This is a genomic window from Curtobacterium sp. AB451 (assembly GCF_050585845.1).
In the GTDB taxonomy this organism is placed as follows: domain Bacteria; phylum Actinomycetota; class Actinomycetes; order Actinomycetales; family Microbacteriaceae; genus Curtobacterium.
The window spans coordinates 14,840-34,576 of record NZ_JBOBQG010000011.1 but is presented as its reverse complement, the minus strand read 5'-3'; the positions used below and the strand labels follow the sequence as shown (position 1 = coordinate 34,576).

The 19,737-nt window shown below is 72.8% G+C and carries 20 protein-coding genes; 14 read left to right on the top strand and 6 right to left on the bottom strand.

The genetic code is table 11. The features are described 5' to 3' along the window. The first annotated feature begins 60 nt into the window (after positions 1–60). The 6 genes from ACQXVK_RS17130 (at position 61) to ACQXVK_RS17105 (ending at position 6,003) form a co-directional block, all read left to right on the top strand. Positions 61–2,055, top strand: coding sequence for a lectin-like domain-containing protein (locus tag ACQXVK_RS17130; protein ID WP_430854388.1), 1,995 nt, complete (start codon positions 61–63; stop codon positions 2,053–2,055). A 130-nt stretch (positions 2,056–2,185) separates the two neighbouring features. Then, positions 2,186–2,827 (top strand): DUF308 domain-containing protein, encoded by a 642-nt coding sequence (locus tag ACQXVK_RS17125; RefSeq protein WP_022907192.1) that lies wholly within the window; start codon positions 2,186–2,188, stop codon positions 2,825–2,827. Then, complete coding sequence (locus ACQXVK_RS17120) at positions 2,824–3,087, top strand: hypothetical protein (protein ID WP_402265615.1); 264 nt, start codon at positions 2,824–2,826, stop codon at positions 3,085–3,087. The genes ACQXVK_RS17125 and ACQXVK_RS17120 overlap by 4 nt, the downstream gene beginning before the upstream one ends. A gap of 55 nt (positions 3,088–3,142) precedes the next feature. Beyond that, positions 3,143–4,555, top strand: a complete 1,413-nt coding sequence (locus tag ACQXVK_RS17115) for an MFS transporter (protein WP_430854397.1) — start codon at positions 3,143–3,145, stop codon at positions 4,553–4,555. Positions 4,556–4,691: 136 nt separating this feature from the next. Next, entirely contained in the window at positions 4,692–5,231 is a 540-nt protein-coding gene (locus ACQXVK_RS17110; RefSeq protein ID WP_416395494.1) for an RNA polymerase sigma factor, read from the top strand. After that, a complete protein-coding gene (locus ACQXVK_RS17105; protein ID WP_430854387.1) occupies positions 5,221–6,003 on the top strand; it encodes a hypothetical protein in 783 nt (260 codons plus the stop codon). Before ACQXVK_RS17110 ends, ACQXVK_RS17105 begins: the two co-directional genes overlap by 11 nt. Before the next feature lie 73 nt (positions 6,004–6,076). On the opposite strand, the gene ACQXVK_RS17100 is transcribed toward ACQXVK_RS17105, so the two are convergent. Then, a complete protein-coding gene (locus tag ACQXVK_RS17100) occupies positions 6,077–7,006 on the bottom strand; it encodes a LysR family transcriptional regulator (RefSeq protein ID WP_430854386.1) in 930 nt (309 codons plus the stop codon). Positions 7,007–7,055: 49 nt separating this feature from the next. Here ACQXVK_RS17100 and ACQXVK_RS17095 point away from each other — a divergent pair, with 49 nt between their 5' ends. Further along, positions 7,056–8,348 (top strand): MFS transporter, encoded by a 1,293-nt coding sequence (locus ACQXVK_RS17095; protein WP_430854385.1) that lies wholly within the window; start codon positions 7,056–7,058, stop codon positions 8,346–8,348. Positions 8,349–8,395: 47 nt separating this feature from the next. Next, positions 8,396–9,007 (top strand): hypothetical protein, encoded by a 612-nt coding sequence (locus tag ACQXVK_RS17090; protein WP_430854384.1) that lies wholly within the window; start codon positions 8,396–8,398, stop codon positions 9,005–9,007. 311 nt (positions 9,008–9,318) lie between these two features. Here the strand turns inward: ACQXVK_RS17090 and ACQXVK_RS17085 are convergent, their stop codons facing one another. Continuing rightward, positions 9,319–10,239, bottom strand: coding sequence for a cation diffusion facilitator family transporter (locus tag ACQXVK_RS17085; RefSeq protein WP_402265601.1), 921 nt, complete (start codon positions 10,237–10,239; stop codon positions 9,319–9,321). A gap of 47 nt (positions 10,240–10,286) precedes the next feature. Here ACQXVK_RS17085 and ACQXVK_RS17080 point away from each other — a divergent pair, with 47 nt between their 5' ends. Together ACQXVK_RS17080 and ACQXVK_RS17075 are read left to right on the top strand one after the other, a co-directional pair. Next, positions 10,287–10,952, top strand: coding sequence for a DUF4166 domain-containing protein (locus ACQXVK_RS17080; protein WP_430854383.1), 666 nt, complete (start codon positions 10,287–10,289; stop codon positions 10,950–10,952). Between the two features lies 1 nt (position 10,953). Then, entirely contained in the window at positions 10,954–11,931 is a 978-nt protein-coding gene (locus ACQXVK_RS17075; RefSeq protein ID WP_430854382.1) for an epimerase, read from the top strand. On the opposite strand, the gene ACQXVK_RS17070 is transcribed toward ACQXVK_RS17075, so the two are convergent. Beyond that, positions 11,900–12,928 (bottom strand): EamA family transporter, encoded by a 1,029-nt coding sequence (locus tag ACQXVK_RS17070; protein ID WP_430854381.1) that lies wholly within the window; start codon positions 12,926–12,928, stop codon positions 11,900–11,902. The genes ACQXVK_RS17075 and ACQXVK_RS17070 overlap by 32 nt on opposite strands. A gap of 72 nt (positions 12,929–13,000) precedes the next feature. On the opposite strand from ACQXVK_RS17070, the gene ACQXVK_RS17065 reads away from it, so the two are divergent. After that, a complete protein-coding gene (locus ACQXVK_RS17065; RefSeq protein WP_430854380.1) occupies positions 13,001–13,915 on the top strand; it encodes a LysR family transcriptional regulator in 915 nt (304 codons plus the stop codon). A gap of 60 nt (positions 13,916–13,975) precedes the next feature. Here ACQXVK_RS17065 and purB read toward each other — a convergent pair whose 3' ends face one another. The 3 genes from purB to ACQXVK_RS17050 all read right to left on the bottom strand — a co-directional run bounded on the left by purB (position 13,976) and on the right by ACQXVK_RS17050 (position 16,388). Further along, positions 13,976–15,361, bottom strand: a complete 1,386-nt coding sequence (gene purB / locus ACQXVK_RS17060) for an adenylosuccinate lyase (RefSeq protein WP_022907179.1) — start codon at positions 15,359–15,361, stop codon at positions 13,976–13,978. Next, the gene (locus tag ACQXVK_RS17055) at positions 15,358–15,870 is read right to left on the bottom strand and encodes a low molecular weight protein-tyrosine-phosphatase (protein ID WP_031262388.1); all 513 of its coding nucleotides are present in this window, start codon (positions 15,868–15,870) and stop codon (positions 15,358–15,360) included. The genes purB and ACQXVK_RS17055 overlap by 4 nt, the downstream gene beginning before the upstream one ends. A 119-nt stretch (positions 15,871–15,989) precedes the next feature. Then, positions 15,990–16,388: a phage holin family protein gene (locus ACQXVK_RS17050; RefSeq protein ID WP_416395476.1), complete on the bottom strand. Its 399-nt coding sequence runs from the start codon at positions 16,386–16,388 to the stop codon at positions 15,990–15,992. A gap of 63 nt (positions 16,389–16,451) precedes the next feature. On the opposite strand from ACQXVK_RS17050, the gene ACQXVK_RS17045 reads away from it, so the two are divergent. From ACQXVK_RS17045 to ACQXVK_RS17035, 3 genes are all read left to right on the top strand, one after another. Beyond that, on the top strand, positions 16,452–17,531 hold the full coding sequence (locus ACQXVK_RS17045) for a histidinol-phosphate transaminase (RefSeq protein ID WP_430854379.1): 1,080 nt from the start codon (positions 16,452–16,454) through the stop codon (positions 17,529–17,531). 23 nt (positions 17,532–17,554) lie between these two features. Beyond that, a complete protein-coding gene (locus ACQXVK_RS17040) occupies positions 17,555–18,691 on the top strand; it encodes a thiamine pyrophosphate-dependent dehydrogenase E1 component subunit alpha (protein ID WP_022907174.1) in 1,137 nt (378 codons plus the stop codon). An 86-nt stretch (positions 18,692–18,777) separates the two neighbouring features. Then, positions 18,778–19,737: an alpha-ketoacid dehydrogenase subunit beta gene (locus ACQXVK_RS17035; protein ID WP_031262385.1), complete on the top strand. Its 960-nt coding sequence runs from the start codon at positions 18,778–18,780 to the stop codon at positions 19,735–19,737.

Here is a 19,737-nt window from a genome sequence, read left to right as displayed (position 1 = left end):
CGTTCCACAGATCGGCTCACGTCCGTCCGGGGGGTGCGTGCCGCTCGCGACCATCGGGGCATGACAGCTCCCAACACCCCACCGGGCGGCCGACCGCCCGCCCGGTCGCGCCGGCTCCGCCGCGTCGCGGCCGCCGCCTCCGTCCTCACCGCGCTCGGCGTCCTCGCCGCACCGGGCCTCGTGCCGTCCGCCTCCTCGGCCGACGAGCTCGCCTTCCCCTACGAGAACTCGTTCACGACCGCAGCCGGCGGTGCGCTGCACGGTGACGCCACGGTCGTCGACGGCCGACTCCGGCTGACCGACGACGTCAAGGACCAGGCGGGTGCGTGGTCGATGGACGACACGTTCCCGTCCAGCCTCGGGCTCGAGGTCGAGTTCAGCTACGCGATGTACCGCGACGTGGACGACCCCGGTGCCGACGGCCTCCTGCTGTTCCTCGCCGACGGTGCCGCCCCGCAGGGCGTCGGGTCGTTCGGCGCCGGACTCGGGTACGCGTGCCGCCGCGAGGCGTCCCAGGGCGGCGGCCTGTCCTGCGACCTGCCGGGGGTCCCCGGTGGGTTCGCCGGCATCGCGATCGACCACTACGGCAACTTCTCCACGCCGATCAACTACTCCGGACCCGGCGCGCAGCCCGACACCGTGTCGATCCGCGGCTCCGGCGACGGGGTGCTCGGCTACCGGTGGGTCGCCGCCGCCCCGGCTCCCGGCGGCACCGAGACCGACGGGCCGTCGCTCCGCAAGGTCCGGGTGACGCTGCTCCCCGGCGACGCGGGCGAGCTCGCGGTCACCGTCCGCCTGCAGGACGGCGACCGGATGCGGACCGTGCTCGACCGGGTCCCGCTGCACGGCGACGGTCAGGCACCGCTGCCGAGCACGCTGCGCCTCGGGTTCGCGGGGGCGACCGGCAGTCACGTCAACGTGCACGAGGTCGACGACCTGCGCGTGTGGACGCCGACCGACGTGGCCGTCGAGCAGGACCTGGCCCCGACCGTCGGTACCGGCGGGGACGTCGACTACACCGTGACCGCACGGAACGTCGGGGTGAACGCGTCGGACCCGAGCGCCCTCGCGGTCGACGTGCCCGATGCCCTGCAGGACGTCACCTGGACCTGCGCGGCCGCGACGGGGTCCTCGTGCGGGACCGGTTCGGGCACCGGCGACGTGGACACGGCGCTCGGACTGCCCCGGGGCGGCTCGGCGACGGTCACGGTGCACGGCAGCGTCCCGGACGATGCCGACGGCACGCTCGAGAGCATCGCCACCATCCGTCCGGCACCCCGCACGGCCGACACGAACGAGGACGACAACACCTCGACGGCGAGCACGACGGTCACCGCCCGGACGGACGCGCACGTCGAGACGGACAAGTCGGTGTCGCCCGCGACCGCGGTCCGACCGGGCGACGAGGTCGAGTACACCGTCACGGCCAGGAACCGCGGGCCGGGCACGGCCGAGGACGTCGGGGCGGTCGACGAGCTGCCCGCCGCGCTGCGGTTCGTCGGGTCGCCGGACGGCTGCACCGCCGAGGGGCAGGACGTGACCTGCCGTTCCGGTGCCGCCCTGGCCGTCGGGGAGTCGGTGGCGTTCCGGATCCGGGCGCGACTCGACCCGAGCTACTCCGGCGACGGCTCGGACGTGGTGAACGTGGCGACCGCGACGTCGCCGACCGACCCGGACGGTGGCGACCCCTCGCCGGGGGTCGGGATCGTGGTGGTCCCCGGGGACGACGGCGACGGCGGCGGCAGCGGAGGCGGTGGCGGTGACCACGGCGGCGGCTCCGGCGGCGGGGACCACCGCGGCGACCAGGGTCAGCGCCCTGCGGGGCCGGACGGCGGCGCGGTCGTCCCCGCCGGGAAGCCCGGGAACGCCGGCGACCCCGGTGCCGCCGGGCCGGGCCGCACCGGAGCCCTCGCGTACACCGGCACCGAGGGACTCGGGCTCGTCGGTGCGGTTGCGGCCGCAGGGACCGCGCTGGGTGCCGCCGGCTGGTGGCTCGCCCGGCGACGCGTCCGCCGTCGCACCACCGCCCGTGCGACCGGGCCGGGGTCACGCTGACCCGGGTCCGACGGTGCCAACGGATGCTGCTGGTTCGAGCATCCTCAGCGGCCGATCGCCCCGCGCGGTCGGCCGCTGCACGGCACGGCGGTAGGATCGAACCACGATCCGCATGCCCGAAAGAGGTCTCGTGTCCGACTCCGTGGACGACTCCGGCCAGCGCGCGCGGTACTGGCCGATCCCCGTCCTCCGGGCCGTGCCAGCCGCGATCGTGGCCATCGTCATCACCTTCTCGTCCAACCACGCAGCGGGCTACGGCCTGCTGCTGTTCGGTGGGTTCGCGACGGTGGACGGGCTCGTGCTGCTCCTCGCCGGCGCCACGCGGCTCCCGTCGGACGGCCGTTCGCGACGGACCACCTTCGTGCAGGCCGTCATCTCCCTCGCCGCCGCGGTCGCCGCGTTCGCGTGCAACGGCCTCGGCCTGCCGGCGTTCATCGCGGTCGTCGCCGCCTTCGCGGTGCTCACCGGGGCACTCGAACTCACCCAGGGGCTCCGCGCACGCGGGCGTTCGCCGTTCGCCCGCGACTGGATGACCGTCGGCGGCCTGACGCTGCTGCTCGCCGTCGCCTTCCTGGTGACGCCGCCCGACTACTCGCAGCAGCTCGGCGGTGTCGAGCGGGTCACCGGCACGCTGGACGCCTCGATCGTCCTCGTCGGCCTGCTCGGCGCGTACCTCGCCATCACCGCGGTCTTCCACGTGATCGCCGGACTCTCGCACAAGTGGGGGACCGCGGCCCCGGCCGCCACCCCGGACGGAGCACCACACGCATGACCACCCCCAGCCGCCGCGACCGCCTGCGCCCGGTCGAGCTCCTCGGGATCTCCGCGATCGTCGCGGTCTTCACCGGGCTCGTCGTGCTGATCGCGACGCGTGAGCTCCAGCTCGCCGCGATCTTCCTCGGCATCGCGTTCATCGTCGTCGTGGTGGTCCTCGCGATGCTGCAGCTGGCGTCGTCGAGCGACCAGGACGACAACGACATGCTCGGTGGGCACAAGACCCCGGGCGAAGGAGACGGCAACGACTTCCACTGAGTCGCACGCCGCCCCCGCTGCCCCGGCGCGACGACCGTTCCAGGGTGACCCAGGCCTGCCGCAGCGCTACCGCCACCGGTACCTGATCCTCGCGGTCTGCTGCATGAGCCTGTTCATCGTCTCGATGGACGCCACCGTGGTGAACGTCGCGCTGCCGTCGATCGGCCGTGAGCTCGGCAGCTCCATCTCCGGGCTGCAGTGGACGATCGACGCGTACACGCTGGTCCTCGCGAGCCTGCTCCTGCTCTCCGGCTCCACCGCGGACCGGATCGGCCGCCGGACCACCTTCCAGATCGGACTCGCGCTCTTCACGGTCGGGTCGCTGCTCTGCTCGCTCGCGCCCTCGGTCGGTTGGCTCGTCGTCTACCGGATGGTGCAGGCGGTCGGGGGTTCCATGATGAACCCGGTGGCGATGTCGATCATCACGGCGACGTTCGACGACGCGAAGGAGCGGGCACGCGCCGTGGGCGTCTGGGGAGCGGTCGTCGGGGTGTCGATGGGCCTGGGCCCGCTCGTCGGCGGCGCGCTCACGGACACGGTCGGCTGGCGGGCGATCTTCTGGATCAACGTGCCGATCGGCATCGCCGCCGTCGTGCTGACGTTCCTGTTCGTGCCGGAGTCGAAGTCCCCGCGCCCCCGGCGTCTCGACCCCGTCGGGCAGGTGCTCGTGATCGTCTTGCTCGCCACCCTCGTCGGTGGGCTGATCGAGGGACCCCGGCTCGGGTGGGCGTCGCCGGCGGCACTCGGACTGTTCGTCCTCGCGGCGGCGGCGCTCGTGGTCCTCGTCGCCGTCGAACGTCGGCGCCGGGAGCCGCTCATCGACGTCCGGTTCTTCCGCAGCATCCCGTTCTCGGCCGCCGTCCTCACCGCGATCGGCGCCTTCGGAGCGAACGGTGCGTTCCTGTTCCTCAACGCGCTCTACCTGCAGGAGGTCCGGGGCATGTCCCCGTTCGAGGCAGGTCTCTGGACCCTGCCGGCGGCCGTGGCGACGATGCTCGTGTCGCCGCTGTCCGGCCGACTCGTCGGGTCGATCGGCACCCGGGTCCCGCTGGTCCTCGCCGGGATCGGCGTCGCGGGAGCCGGCGCGATCCTCACGATCATCGACGCCCGCACGCCGATGTGGGTCCTCGTCGTCGCCTTCGTCCTGTTCGGCTTCGGGTTCGGGATGGTGAACGCCCCCATCACCAACACGGCCGTCTCCGGGATGCCCCGCGCACAGTCCGGGTCCGCGGCCGCCGTCGCGTCGACGAGTCGGCAGACCGGGGTGTCGCTCGGGGTCGCACTCGCCGGCACCGTCACCGGAGCGAGTGCGGTCGCCACCGTCGGCGCCGGGTTCGCCGTGGCCACGCACGCGATGTGGTGGATCGTCGTCGGCATCGGCGTGGGGATCGTGGCCGTCGGCTTCGTGTCGACCTCGGCGGCGGCGAAGCGCTCGGTCGACGGCATCGCGTACCTGCTCGACGCCTGACCGTACGGCGCCACGCGCCACGCGCCACGCGCCTGGCTCCACACTCCGACACGCCCGGGATAACGTCCTCGACACGGTCTTGTCACGATCGCGGGTCGTTCGGACACCTCTGGAGTGAAGGGGGTGGGATGTGGACGTGACGACGGGCACCGACACGGACGAGGCGATCGTCCGTGCGATGGCACGGGGCGACAAGAACGCGCTCGCCCGGGCGTTCGACCGGTACGCCGCGACCCTCACCCGCTACGCCTGGGCCCTCGTCGACGACCGGCAGGACGTCGAGGAGGTCGTGCAGGACGCCTTCCTGACGCTCTGGCAGCGCGCCGAGACCCTCGAGCTGCCGGCCGACACGATGTTGCCGTGGCTGCTGGTCGTCTGCCGGAACCACGCGTTCAACACCGGCCGGAAGCAGGCCCGGCGCCGCGCCGACGAGCTCCCCGAGCAGCTCGCCGCACCTGAGGACCACGCCGAGGCCCGCGAGCGCCTGCGCTGGGTCCGCGACGAGATCGCCGCACTCCCGGACACCGACCGACGCATCTGCGAGCTCTGCCTCCTCGAGGGGCACTCCTACGCCGAGGCCGCCGAGATGCTGGGCCTCAGCGTCGGTGCGGTCACCCAGCGGGTCTCCCGCAACCGACGCCGACTCAAGAAGGTGGTGATGCACGATGAACACTGAGCCCCCCGAGGGAGACGACCTGCAGCGCATGCTCGTCTCGATGAAGCAGCACGTCCTCGAACGCGCCACCCCGCGTCCGAAGCGGCGTCGGTTCCGTCCGGGCATCGCGCTCGGTGTCATCGGGCTGCTGGCGATCGGGACCGCGACCGGTGCCGTGGCCCTGTCGCTGTCGCAGCAGGAGACGCCCGTCGCCGCACCGACCACCACGCAGCAGCCGGAGCCGTCGCCCTCCGCGACGACCCCGTCCTCGGCGCCGATCACCGAGCGCCCGACGCCGCGGCCGACCCCGACCCCGACCCCGACGGCGCAAGCCGCCTCGAACGTGCTCATCCCGGGCGATTGCTACCAGCTGGTGCCGGACGCCGACTACGACCGGTTCTTCGGTGCCGCGGCCCACACCTCGACGGTCTTGGGCGCGGGCGAACCCCGAGAACCCGACGGCAACGACCGCATCAGGGGCCACCTCGACGACCCGCACGAGTGGTTGTTCTGCACCTGGCAGAACTTCGGGGTCGAGGCGAACATCACGATCCGGGTCAGCCACACGGCGGACATCGGCCCGGACACCCCCGAGCAGTACGCGGAGCAGTCGGGCTCCTGTGCGGACCGCTTCGGCGGCCGGATGTGCCAGTTCACGACGTCGGCGGAGCGCGTCCTGCCGCTCACGGTGACGACGCTGCAGCGCGACGGCGTGACGATCCAGATCGACCAGACCGACTTCCCGACGGACGGGCTCCTGCCCGCGATCGTCGGGGAGATCTGGGGGGACTGACGGCCTGGAGGCGCGTGGCGGGGACGACCCGCGCCTCCAGTCCGTCGGTGGGGAACGACCAGGTCCCGGCCGCTCAGCCGGCCTGCGCTCCGACGTCGACGCGCGCCGCCACGATGTCGCGCGCCAGTGTGCGCACGGCCCGGTTGGGCTCCGGACTCGTCCGCATCGCGAGCCCGATCCGCAGCGGGTCGACCGCGTCCTCGAGCTCGAGCACGGCGCCGTCGTGGCGCACGCCGGAGTCGGGGACGACCCCGACACCGAGGCCGGCCGACGCGAACCGGATCACCGCGGGCATGTCGTTCATCTCGGCGACGATGCGGCGGCGGATCCCGAGCCGCTCCAGCGCGGCGTCGAGGATGATCCGGTTGCCGAAGCCGTGCGCGGTGTCGATGAACGGCTCGTCGGCGAGCTCGGTGAGCGACACCGAGCGGCGCCCGGCGAACCGGTGGTCGGCGCTCGTGAAGACCCGGAACGGCATCTCGCGGAGCGGCGCCACCTCGACTCCGGCCGGGACCGCCGGGAGGCCCGTGTAGGCGATGTCGAGCCGCCCGGCGACCAGGTCCTGCACGAGCCCGGTCGTCCCGGAGGGCGAGGTCATGAGCTCGACGGCGACCAGGGGGTGCCGCTGCCGGAACCGTCGGAGCACCCCGGTGAGGTCGACGATGTCCATGCTCGTGAAGATGCCGAGCCGGACGCGTCCGCGCAGGTCGGCGTCGTCGACGGTCGCCAGGTCGCGCATCCGGTCGAGGGACTCCAGCACGGCGCGGGCGTGGGGGAGCAGGTCCTCGCCGGCGGTCGTCAGGACGAGGTGTCGTCCGGTGCGGTCGAACAGCCGCACGCCGAGGCTCCGCTCGAGCGACGCGATCCCGGCGGACACGGTCGACTGCGCGGCCCAGAGCCGTTCGGCCGCGCGGGTGACGCTGCCCTCGGCGGCGACGGTGACGAACTGTTCGAGCAGACGGGTCTCCACCGCCGCAGTATCGAGCAGGTCGATGGATGACATCAAGCGCATCCGTTGGACTCGATGGGCGGTGGCGGGGCACCATCGGAGCATGCCGACCGACACCGCATCCACACCCGCCTCGAGCGGCGCCGCAACGAGCGAGCGCAGCACCGCAGCGAGCGAGCGCGTCGCCGCCCCGCGCGGCCGCCGAGCGCACACGCGTCGTCGACACGGTGTCGGCTTCTGGGCCGTGGCGTTCGCGTTCCTCGCGGTCATGGCCTTCGCGACGGTGCCCGCGCCGCTCTACGTCATCTACCAGGCACGCGACGGGTTCCCGACGTTCACGACCACCGTGGTGTTCGCCGCGTACGGCGTGGGCGTGGTGGGATCCCTGTACCTCGCGGGACACCTCAGCGACGTGCACGGACGCCGGCCCCTCATCCTCGTGTCGGTGGCGCTCGAGCTCGTCGCCGCGGTACTCTTCCTCGTCTGGAACGACGTCAGCGGGCTCATCGTCGCCCGGCTGGTGACCGGCCTCGGCGTCGGACTCCTGACGGCGACGGCCACCGCGCACCTCGGGGAACTCCGGGTCCGGGCGACGGGCTCGTCGTCGTCCGCCGGTGGCGCCGGCGTGGTCGCCGGGGCGGTGAACCTCGGTGGGCTGTCGCTCGGCGCGCTCGTCGGCGGCGCCCTCGCCGAGTTCGTCGGCCAGCCGCTGATGGTGCCGTACGTCGTGTTCGTCGTGGCACTGGTGGTCGCGTTCGCGGTGGTGCTCGCCGCCCCGGAGACCGTCGACCGCCCGGCGTCGCACGTGCCCTACCGCCCCCAGCGGCTGCAGGCACCCGAGGGGCAGGCCGGGGCGTTCTGGACCGCAGGCACCGCCGCGTTCGCCGCCCTCGCGGTGCAGGGGCTCTTCACCTCGGTCGCGCCGACGTTCCTCGCGACGACGTTCCACGTGACCGACCGGCTCGCCGCCGGGGCCACGACGTTCGGGGTGTTCGCGGCGAGTGCGGTGTCGCAGATCGTCTTCGCCCGACTGACACAGCGGACGCAGGTCCGGCTCGGGATGGTGCTGCTCGTCGCCGGGCTCGTGGTCCTGGCGGTCGCCGCGGTCGTGCTGCAGGTCGCCGGGTTCATCGGCGGCGGGGTGGTCGCCGGCGCCGGTGTCGGGCTGCTCTTCCGTGCGGCGATCGGCAGCGCGGGGGCGCTCGTCGGACCCGAACGCCGCGGAGGCCTCCTCGCCGCCACCTTCCTCATCGCCTACGCCGGGCTGACCGTGCCGGTCGTCGCGGTCGGCGCCGCGCTCCTCGTGCTGCCGACGCTGCCCGTGCTGCTCGGCTACGTCGTGTTCGTCGTGGTGCTGGCGGTCGTCGCCGGGACGCGGCTGGCCGCTCGGGCCTGAGCGGCCAGGTCCCGGGAGGCGCGACACCCGTCCGGCATACTGGGCGCGTGTCCCAGAAGCGCAACCGTTCCGTCATCACCGGGATCGCGGCCGTGCTGGCCGCGGGCCTCGTGGCCGGTGGGGTCGCGCTGACGGCGCAGCGCGGTGCCGACGACCCGGTGCTCGGCGGTACCGGGGTCAGTGTCGTCCCGAGCGCGACCGCCGGCGACGGGGCGACGAAGGACGGCACGGTGACGATCACCCGGACCGGCCCGGACCTGCCCGGCGACGATGTCCTCGACCGCTGCGACACCAGCAGCCGCGGGACGGTGGCCAGCTACGACACCGAGGCGCTCGGCGCGGTCGTGCTGCAGTGCGGCAACTCCGGCCAGGGCTACGAGCACATCCGCATCCGGCACACCCGGGACTGGGAGGACGTGCTCTCCGGTCACGGCTCCCGGGACTGGGACGACGCGATGCTCACCGCGGTGCAGTCCGCCCTCGAGGCACCCGCGACCGGGTACCCGCAGGACGCCGGCGACGGCAAGGTCTGCTACGCCGCTCCGGTGCGGTTCGACGACGGGAGCCGACCCGCGGCCGAGCCCTTCGTCCGCGTGATCGTCTCGTCCACCACGGACCGGGTGATCACGGCGTTCCCCACGAGCGACGGCGGCTGCTGACCTCGCCCCGGGGATCGGCCGGGGCGAGGGAGCGTCGGCCGTCGAGTCGCTGCGACATCGTCGTTGTCGTACGACGTCGGCGACGTCGTCGGTTGCGTCCGCGGGTGGTTGCACGCGCGGGGTAGCGACAGGCTCGTCGTCGTACGACGTCGGCGATGTCGTCGGTTGTGTCCGCGGGTGGTTGCACGCGCGGGGTGGCGACAGCGTCGTTGTCGTACGACGTCGACATCGTCGCACCGAGTCCGCCGCCGCACCACGCGCCGCACCACGCGCGCACCACGCACGCCGCACCACGCGTGCACCGCGCCTCGCTACGCGTGCACCTCGTGCTCGTGCCGGCGGTGCGATGCGGGCTCGAGCTGGAACGTCGAGTGCTCCACCGGGACGTCGAAGTGCTCCGCGACGCACTGCTGCAGCTCGTCGAGGATCCGCGGGGCGTGCGCGGTCGAGAAGCACTCGTCGTCGACCACCACGTGCGCCGTCAGGTTCGGCACCCCGGTCGCCACGAGCGTCGCGTGCAGGTCGTGCACGGCGATGACGTGCTCGAGCTCGAGGATGTGACCCCGCACGTCGTCGAGGTCGAGCCCCGGCGGCGTCGACTCGAGCAGCACGTTCGCGGTCTCGCGCAGGAGCCGGACGGCCCGCGGCAGGATGAGCAGCCCGATGAGGATCGCGGCGACCGAGTCGGCACGCTCCCACCCGGTCAGCATGAGGACGATCGCGGCGGCGATGACCGCGACGGAGCCGAGGGTGTCGTTGAGGACCTCGAGCCGGGCGGCGCGCGAGGTGAACCCCTCGCCGGAGGCCCGCAGCAGCACCGCGTAGGCCACGAGGTTGCCCACGAGCCCGATGATGCCGAAGACCAGCAGCGGCCCGGAGTGGATGTCGGCCGGGACGAACAACCGCTGGATCGCCGAGATGATCACGTAGACGCCCACGGCGAGCAGGATCGCGGCCTGCGCCGTGGCACCCAGGACCTCGGCACGCTGGAAGCCCCAGGTGCGCTGCGCCGTCGGACTGCGCCGGGCGAGCCGGGTGGCGACGAGCCCGATGCCGAGCCCTCCGGTGTCGACGACCATGTGCCCGGCGTCGACGAGCAGCGCGAGGGACCCGGTCACCACGGCACCGACCACCTCGGCCAGCAGGATCGTCGCCGAGATGCAGAACGCGATGAGCAGTGCGCGCTCGGACGCGTGCCCGTGCGAGTGCCCCGCTCCGTGGTCGTGTCCCATGCGCACCATCGTAGGGATCCGCACCGACGCCGTGCCAGGATCGGGACGTGTCCCGGTCGCCGTACGAGCTGTCCACCCCGCCCGAGGTGCTGGCCCGGCTGCACCCGCGGCTGTCGACGTACTTCGGCGCGATCCCGCCCGGACACGTCGGCCGTGGCGAGGGCGTCTTCGACGTCGTCGGCACGCCGCGCCGCTGGCTCTGGCCGCTGCTCGCCTGGTTCGCCCGCGACGCCGTCATGTTCCCGGTCTGGGAGCGGGACGTCCCCTTCACGGTGGAGAACCGTCCGGCGCACGTCCGTCGTGGACGAGGAGGCCGCGAGGCGCGCCCCGCGGTCCGCGCGCACCGCACCTTCCGGTTCCGCTCCGGCAGCCGCACGATGGTCGACGCCATCACCGCCGAACCGGACGGCCTGGTCGACCACCTCGGTCGCCACGGGCGCGTCAGCGCCCGGCTCCGGGCGGAGGTCGACGCGCACGGGCCGGACGCGGGCGCCCTGCGCCTCGTCTCCACACGCGTGACGTTCCGTGCGCTGGGACGCGAGGTGCGCCTCCCGGCCCTCATCGCACCGCGTGTGACGCTGAAGGAACGATTCGATGACGTAGCCGACCGGCAGCGCGTGTCCCTGGTGCTCTCGGCCCCGCTGGTCGGCACGCTGTACCGGTACGAGGGGGCGTTCCGGTACGAGATCGCGCCGGACAGGGAACGGGGATGAGATGAGCGACCAGAAGGGCCGCGCCGTGATCGCGGGGGCGAGCGGTTTCGTCGGGCAGCACCTGCAGGACGCCTTCCGCGACGAGGGCTACGAGGTCGTCACGATCGGCCGCACCGGCGACGCCGTGTGGGGCAACACCATGCGGATCCGGGAGCTCGTGGACGGCGCCGCCCTCGTCGTGAACATGGCGGGCAAGAGCGTGAACTGCCGCTACGGCAGGCGCAACCGGGCGGAGATCATCCGCTCCCGGGTCGACACGACCCTCGAACTGGCCGAGGCGATCCGCACGAGCGAGCACCCGCCGCCGCTGTGGGTGAACGCCTCGACCGCGACGATCTACCGGCACGCCGACGACCGCCCCCAGGACGAGGTGACGGGCGAGCTCGGCGAGGGGTTCTCGGTCTCGGTGGCGACGGCGTGGGAGGACGCCCTCTTCGCGGTCGACCTGCCCGGTACCCGCCGTGTCGCGCTCCGGATGGCGATCGTCTTCGGCGACGGCAGCGCCCTCGTGCCGCTCATCCGGCTGGCGCAGGCGGGACTCGGCGGACCGCAGTACGACGGACCGTGGTTCCCGACGCGTGCACGACTCCGTGCGGGGACCTACCACCACGACCGGCGCACCCGCGGCCGGCAGCGGTTCAGCTGGGTGCACATCGCGGACGTCCTCGGCGCGGTCCGGTTCGTCCGCGACCACGAGGACATCGACGGAGCGGTCAACGTCTCGAGCCCGAACCCGTCCGACAACCGCACGGTGATGGCGACCATCCGCGACGCGGTCGGGCGTCGGTTCGGCATCCCGACGTGGCGGTGGATGCTCGAACTCGGGTCGTTCGCGATCCGCACCGAGACCGAGCTCGTGCTGAAGAGCCGGTGGGTGGTGCCGACCCGGCTGGTGGAGGCCGGGTACGAGTTCCGCTACCCGCACCTGCGCGGGGCGCTCGCCGGGATCATCGCCGAGCGTCGCCAGCACCGGGGCTGAGCGTCGGCACCGGCAGGTCGCTGGGGTCGCTCGAACTGCTGCCCAGGAGGCCGGTGGGTGGCACGTCGTGCGACCTCGGCGGAATGTCCGCGGCGTGTGGTGCGACCTCGACGGGTCGCGGTGCCGGGTGGGACCGCGCGGGCCGGGACGACCACAGCACCGCGGCCACGACCACGACCCCGGCCGCCACCTCGACCCCGTCCGGCACCTCGCCGAACGCCACCCACGACGCGAACACCCCCACGACCGGCACGAGCATCGAGAACGGTGCGACCGTGCTCGACGGGTAGGTCGCCATGAGCCGCGACCAGATGCCGTACCCCACGAGGGTCGCCACCAGCACGATGTAGAGCACGCCGAGGTCCGCCGGCAGAGCCTCGGCCGTGAACGCCGTCCCGAGCGCCTGCCCGATGCGCGACGGTCCCTCGACGACGAACGACAGCACGGCCATCGGGACCGGCGGCACGATCGACCACCACAGGGTCAGGTGCAGGGGGTTCGCGGCGCCGGCACGCCGGGTCGCCACGTTGCCGATCGCCCAGCCGAGGGCTCCGCACAGCGCGAGCACGACGGGCAGCAGGGCCGCAGCCTGCGCCCGGTGCACGGCGATCGCGGCGAGGGCGGCCACCGCGATCGTGACCCCGACCACCTGCCGCCCGGTCAGCCGTTCGCGCAGGAAGACCCCGGCGAGCACCACCGTGAACGGCGCCGACGCCTGCAGCACGAGCGACGCCAGCCCGGACGGCACCCCCGCGGCCATGCCGAGGTACAGGAACGCGAACTGCAGGACGCCTAGCCCCGTGCCCACGAGCAGCAGCCGTCCGAACGGGATCCGCGGGCGCGGCACGAGCAGCACGGTCGGGACCGCGAGCAGCGTGAACCGGATCGCCGCGAGCAGGAAGGGAGGGAAGTGCTCGAGTGCCAGGGCCGTCGCGGGGAAGTTCAGTCCCCACACCACGGCGACGACGACGGCGAGGAGACGGTCACGGGTACGCACAGGTCGATGGTGCTGCAGCGGGACCGTTCAGCACCAGCGAACAGTTCCGAAGCGACGTTGTAGTCTCCCTGCATGGTCGGCTTCGACGTGCAGCTCCTCGCCGTCCTCCGCGAGCTCGCCGAACGGGGCAGCGTCACCGCCGTCGCCCGGGCCACCCACCGCACGCCCAGTGCGGTCTCGCAGCAGCTCCAGACCCTGCAGCGACAGGTGGGCGTCCCGCTCGTGGAGCGCATCGGCCGCGGCGTCCGGCTCACCGAGCACGGCCGGGTGCTCGCCGGGTTGGCGAACGGCGTCGCGACGGCGATCGCGACGGTCGACGCGGCCTGGCAGGAGCACCTCGGCGGCGGGACCGGACGGGTCGACCTCGCGATCTTCCCGTCGGCGGCCGAACTGCTGCTCCCCGGGGTCCTGACCCGGATGCGCGCGCACCCCGGCATCACGCTGTCACTGGTCGACGTGGACGTCGGCGAGGGTGCGTTCGCCCCGCTCGCCGCCGACCACGACGTCGTCGTCGGGCACCGCTCCGACGGGGTGCGCCCGGCGGACCAGGGCGCGGTGCAGACGGTGCCGCTGCTGCGCGAACCGCTCGACGTCGCCCTGCCGGACGGGCACCGGCTCGCGGGGCGGGCACGCGTCGGGATCGACGAGGTGGTCGGCGAGACCTGGATCGGGGTGCCGGAGGGCTACCCGATCGACCGGGTCCTGCAGGCGATGGCGGCCGCGTCCGACGTCCCGCCGAGCGTGGCCTTCCGGACGATCCACCTGCCCGTCATCGAGAACCTCGTCGTCGCCGGCCACGGGATCGCGCTCGTGCCGCGGTACACCTCGGGGACGCGGGCGCCCGGTCGGTTCCACCTCGCGGAACTGGCCGACGTCCGCGCGGGGCGGCGGATCGAGGCGCTCGTCCGTCCGGACCGTGCGGTCCGCCCCGTGGTGCGGACGGTCCTGGAGGCGCTGGTCGCCGAAGCCGTGGACGTCACCACCTGAGGTGGTCACGTCCACGGCGGGGCCGAGCCGCGCCTCCAGGAGGCGTCGGTGCGGGACGCGTCAGACGTCGAGGTGGTCGACGAGCTCGTCCGCGAGACCCGTGTAGGTCGCCGGGGTCAGGTTCGTCAGGCGCGCCTTGGCGCCCGAGGAGATGTCCAGCCCGTTCACGAACGCGACGAGCTCCGCCTGCCCGATCCGCTTGCCGCGGGTGAGCTCCTTGAGCATCGCGTACGGGTCCTCGATGTTCGACTGCCCGGCGGTGACCTCGGCGCGGATGACCGTCTGGATCGCCTCGGCGAGGACCTCCCAGTTGCGGTCGAGGTCCTCGGCGAGACGGACCTCGTTCACGGCGATCTCGCCCAGGCCGCGGCGCAGGTTGTCGAGTGCGAGCAGCGAGTGCCCGAACGCGACGCCGATGTTCCGCTGCGTGGTGGAGTCGGTGAGGTCACGCTGCAGGCGGCTCGTGACGAGCGTCTCGGACAGGGTCGAGAACAGCGCCGACGAGATCTCGAGGTTCGCCTCGGCGTTCTCGAACCGGATCGGGTTGATCTTGTGCGGCATCGTCGACGACCCCGTGGCACCCGCCACCGGGATCTGCGTGAAGTACCCCATCGAGATGTAGGTCCACACGTCGGTCGCGAGGTTGTGCAGGATCCGGTTCGCGTGCCGGACCCGGTCGTACAGCTCGGCCTGCCAGTCGTGCGACTCGATCTGCGTCGTGAGCGGGTTCCAGGTGAGCCCGAGCCCCTCGACGAACTCGCGGGACAGTGCCGGCCAGTCGGCTTCCGGGTCGGCGGCGAGGTGCGCCGAGAAGGTGCCGGTCGCGCCCGAGAACTTGCCGAGGTACTCGCCGCCCTCGATCTGGGAGAGCACCCGCTCGAGGCGGTAGACGACCACGGCGAGCTCCTTGCCGAGCGTCGTCGGGGTCGCCGGCTGGCCGTGCGTGTGCGAGAGCATCGGGACGCTCTTCAGCTCGTCGGCGAGCTCGCGGAGCTTCGTGAGGACCGCCTTGAACGCCGGCAGCCACACCTGGTCGACGGTGTCCCGCACGGTGAGCGCGTAGGACAGGTTGTTGACGTCCTCGCTCGTCGCGGCGAAGTGCGTGAGTTCGGCGATCGCGTCGAGCCCGAGCTCCGACAGTCGCCGGCGGACGAAGTACTCGACCGCCTTGACGTCGTGCCGGGTCGTCGCCTCGATCTCGGCGAGCTCGGCGATCTGCTCGTGCCCGAAGCCCGACACGACCTGGCGGAGCGCGGCCTTGTCGTCGACGCTGAGCGGCGACGTGGTGAACATCGCGTGGTCGGTCAGGAAGATGAGCCACTCGACCTCGACGACGATGCGGGCGCGGTTGAGCCCGGCCTCGGAGAGGTGCTCGCCCACCGTGTGCACGATCGGGTAGTAGCGCCCGTCGAGCGGGCTGATCGGCTGCGGGGGAAGGGGGGTCATGGGGCTCCCTGACGGACTGCCGGCTCGAGTTGGCGGAAGAGCGCCCGGCAGGCCCGTTCGACGGTCGAGAGCACTCGGTCGAACTCGTGCCGGTCCGCGTAGTACGGATCCGGAACGTCGGTCTGCTGGGGCCAGGCGTCGTCGTACCGCAGCAGGAGCGTCACCTTCGCGGCGTCGTCCATGGTCGGTGCCCACGAGCGCAGGATGCGTTCGTGGGAGCGGTCGAGTGCGACCACCAGATCGAGGTCCGGGAACCGGTCCGGGTCGAACTGACGGGCGCGATGCCTGCTGCCATCGTATCCGCGCGCGGCGAGCGCCGCGATCGTGCGCTCGTCGGCCGGCTCGCCGACGTGCCAGTCGCCGGTGCCGGCGGACTCGACCTGGAACCGGTCGGCCATGCCCGCGTCCGCCGCCAGCTGGGCGAACACGATGCCGGCCATGGGGGAGCGGCAGATGTTGCCGCTGCAGACGAACGAGACCCGGAAGGGGGCGTCGGCGTCCGCGGTCATGGGGACATCATGGCGCAGCCGGCGCGCGTCCGCGATGCTGCTGCCGCCGGGAGGCGCGGTGTCGGTCCGGTCGTCGGCCCACCCCGGCGGGGTCGTCGCGCACGCGTCGTCGGCCAGCGTCACGCGCGCGGGCGGTTCAGCACCGGCCGCGCGAACAGCCCGATCAGCCAGGCGAAGACCGCGAGCACGAAGGCACCGACGATGCCCCAGCCGAACGTGTCGACGTGCAGCCCGAAGCCGAACGCGTCCGAGATCCCGGCGACGATGAGGAGCAGGACCGCGTTCACGACGAACGAGATGAGCCCGAGCGTCAGGATGTAGAGCGGGAACGCCACGATCCGGATGAGCGTGCCGATCACCGCGTTCACGAGACCGAACACGAACGCCACGAGCAGGTACGTGAGGACGGTGGCCGTGGTGCCGCCGTCGCCGAAGGGCGTGACGGAGACGCCGCTGACGATCAGCGTGGTGAGCCAGAGCGCGACGGCGTTGACGACGAGGCGGACGAGGAATCGCATGCCCCCATGATGCCCGTGCCCACCCGGGCGCGTGCCGCGAGGACGGGCCGGTAGCCTGGTCCCGTGACTGACGAGCGCGTGCACATCAGGCCCGAGATCGCCGTCCTCCCGGCGTACAAGCAGGGTCGCCAGGCCGAGGCCTCCGCCTTCAAGCTGTCGAGCAACGAGAACCCGTTCCCGCCGCTCCCCGGCGTCGTCGAGGCCGTGCAGGCGCAGACCGCGTTCAACCGCTACCCGGACGCCACCGCCCTCGCCGTGCGGGCCGAGCTCGCGCACCGCTTCGGGACGGGTGTCGACGAGGTCCACGTCGCCCCCGGCAGCGTCGCGATCCTGCACGAGCTCGCCAAGGCCACCGCGGGCCCCGGCGACGAGGTCGTCTACGCGTGGCGCTCCTTCGAGGCCTACCCGGGCGTCGTGACGGTCGCCGGCGCCACGAGCGTGCAGGTGCCGAACCGTCCGGACGGCGGCCACGACCTCGACGCGATGGCGGCGGCGGTCACCGAACGCACCCGGATGCTGATCGTCTGCACGCCGAACAACCCGACCGGCCCGGTCGTCACCGCGGCGGAGTTCGAGGCGTTCATGGCGTCGGTGCCGCCGACCCTGCTCGTCGTGCTCGACGAGGCCTACGCCGAGTTCGTCACCGATCCGGACGCGGTGCGGGGACCGGCGCTCCTCGAGCGGTACCCGAACCTCGTCGTCCTCCGCACCTTCTCGAAGGCGTACGGACTGGCCGGACTCCGTGTCGGGTACGCCCTCGGCCCGGCGTACGTACTCGACGCCGTACGCGCCTGCGCGATCCCGTTGTCGGTCACCGCGCAGGGGCAGGCCGCCGCCCTCGCGAGCCTCGAGCGGGAGTCCGAGCTGCTCGAACGCGTGTCCGAGATCGCCGCCCTGCGCGACCGCGTCGTGACGTCCCTCCGCGAGCAGGGCTGGGACGTCCCCGACGCCCAGGGCAACTTCGTGTGGCTGCCGACCGGGGCGCACACCCAGCACGCGGCGGAGCGCTTCGAACAGGCCGGGATCATCGTCCGGGCGTTCGCGTCGGAGGGCATCCGCATCTCGATCGGGGAGCACGAGGCTGTGGGAACGCTCCTCGAAACCGCCCGGTCGCTTGTGGGGGACCTCCAGGCGACCGAGTAGTCGCTGCCGCTACGCTGGCCCGCATGTCATTCCGCGCCGCGGCCCCCGCGACGACCACCGTCCGGCTCCTCGACCCCGAGGGCCGGTTCGTGGAGACCGACGAGAACGCCGAGTTCGCCGCCGCCGCGCGGGCGATCCCGGACGAGACCCTGCTGGCGATGCACCGCCGCATGGTCCTCACCCGTCGGTTCGACCACGCCGGCCACAACCTCCAGCGCACCGGGCAGCTCGGCCTCTGGGTGCCGAGCCACGGGCAGGAAGCCGCGCAGACCGGCTCCGCCTTCGCCCTCCGTGCGCAGGACCACGTGTTCCCGTCGTACCGCGAGCACGCCGTCACGATGCACCGCGGCGTCGAGCCGATGGAGATCATCGCGATGTACCGCGGGCAGACCCACGGCGGGTGGGACCCGGACGAGCGGGGCAACACCCACATCTCGACCCTGGTGATCGGCTCGCAGACGCTGCACGCCACCGGGTACGCGCTCGGCCAGAAGCTCGACGGCGACGTCGGCACGGGCGACCCCGACCGCGACGCCTGCTCGATCGTCTACTTCGGCGACGGCGCGACGAGCCAGGGCGACGTGAACGAGGCGTTCGTCTTCTCGGCGTCGACCGGGGCACCGGTCGTCTTCTTCCTGCAGAACAACCACTGGGCCATCTCGGTGCCCGTGTCCGTGCAGTCGCCGACCCCGCTCGTCGACCGCCCGCGCGGCTTCGGGATCCCGAGCGTCCTGATCGACGGCAACGACGTCCTCGCGGCGTACACGGCCTCGGTCGTCGCCACCGACCACGCCCGCAGCGGCCAGGGCCCGGCCTTCATCGAGGCCGAGACCTACCGCATCGGCGCGCACACGAGTTCCGACGACCCGAGCCGCTACCGCGAGGACGACGAGCTCCAGGACTGGGTCCGACGTGACCCGATCGCCCGCTCCGAGGCGTACCTGCGGTCCAAGGGCGTCACCGACGCGCAGCTGGCCGAGTTCGACGCCGAGGGCGAGGACATCGCCGCCGACGTCCGCCGCCGCACCGTCGCGCTGACGCCGCCGTCCGTCGACGTCATGTTCGACAACGTCTACCGCGAGCCGCACCCGCTGATCGCCGAGCAGAAGGCCTGGCTCGAACAGTACGAGGCCGGCTTCGAAGGGGGCGCCCACGCATGAGCACCACCGAGCAGCTCTTCGACTACACCCTGCGCTCCCACCCGGGCGCCGGCGAGGTCCCGAGCGACCCCACCCCGACCCTGACGATGGCCAAGGCGCTCAACGCCGGACTGGCCGCCGCGATGCAGGCGGACGACAAGGTCCTGCTGATGGGCGAGGACATCGGCGCCCTCGGCGGCGTGTTCCGCATCACCGAGGGCCTGCAGCAGCGGTTCGGCGCGGAGCGCGTCCGGGACACCCCGCTCGCCGAGTCCGGCATCATCGGCACCGCGATCGGTCTCGCCCTGCGCGGCTACCGCCCGGTCGTCGAGATCCAGTTCGACGGCTTCGTCTGGCCGGGCTTCGACCAGATCACGTCGCAGCTGGCGAAGATGGCGAACCGGCTGCCGGCGCACATGTCGCTGCCCGTCGTGATCCGCATCCCCTACGGCGGCCACATCGGCGCCGTGGAGCACCACCAGGAGTCCCCGGAGGCGTACTTCGCGCACACCCCGGGCCTGCGGGTCGTGAGCCCGAGCACCCCGAACGACGCCTACTGGATGATCCAGGAGGCCATCGCGTCGAAGGACCCGGTGGTCTTCCTCGAGCCGAAGTCGCGCTACTGGCCCAAGGGGCAGGTCGACCTCGTCGACGGCCACGTGCCGATGCACACCTCCCGCGTGGCCCGCACCGGCACCGAGGTCACCCTCGTCGGCCACGGCGCCATGGTCGCCACGCTCATGCAGGCGGCCGAGATCGCCGAGTCCGAGGGCACGAGCTGCGAGGTCATCGACCTCCGTTCGATCTCGCCGATCGACTGGGAGCCGCTCCTGGCCTCGGTCCGGAAGACCGGCCGGCTCGTCATCGCACAAGAGGCGTCCGGCTTCGTGAGCGTCGGCAGCGAGATCGCCGCGACGGTCGCCGAGCGGGCCTTCTACACGATGCAGGCGCCGCCGCTCCGGGTCTCCGGGTTCGACGTGCCGTTCCCGGTGTCGAAGCTGGAGCACCTGCACCTGCCGGACGCGGACCGCGTCCTCGAGGCCGTCGACCGCGCCCTCGCCTACTGA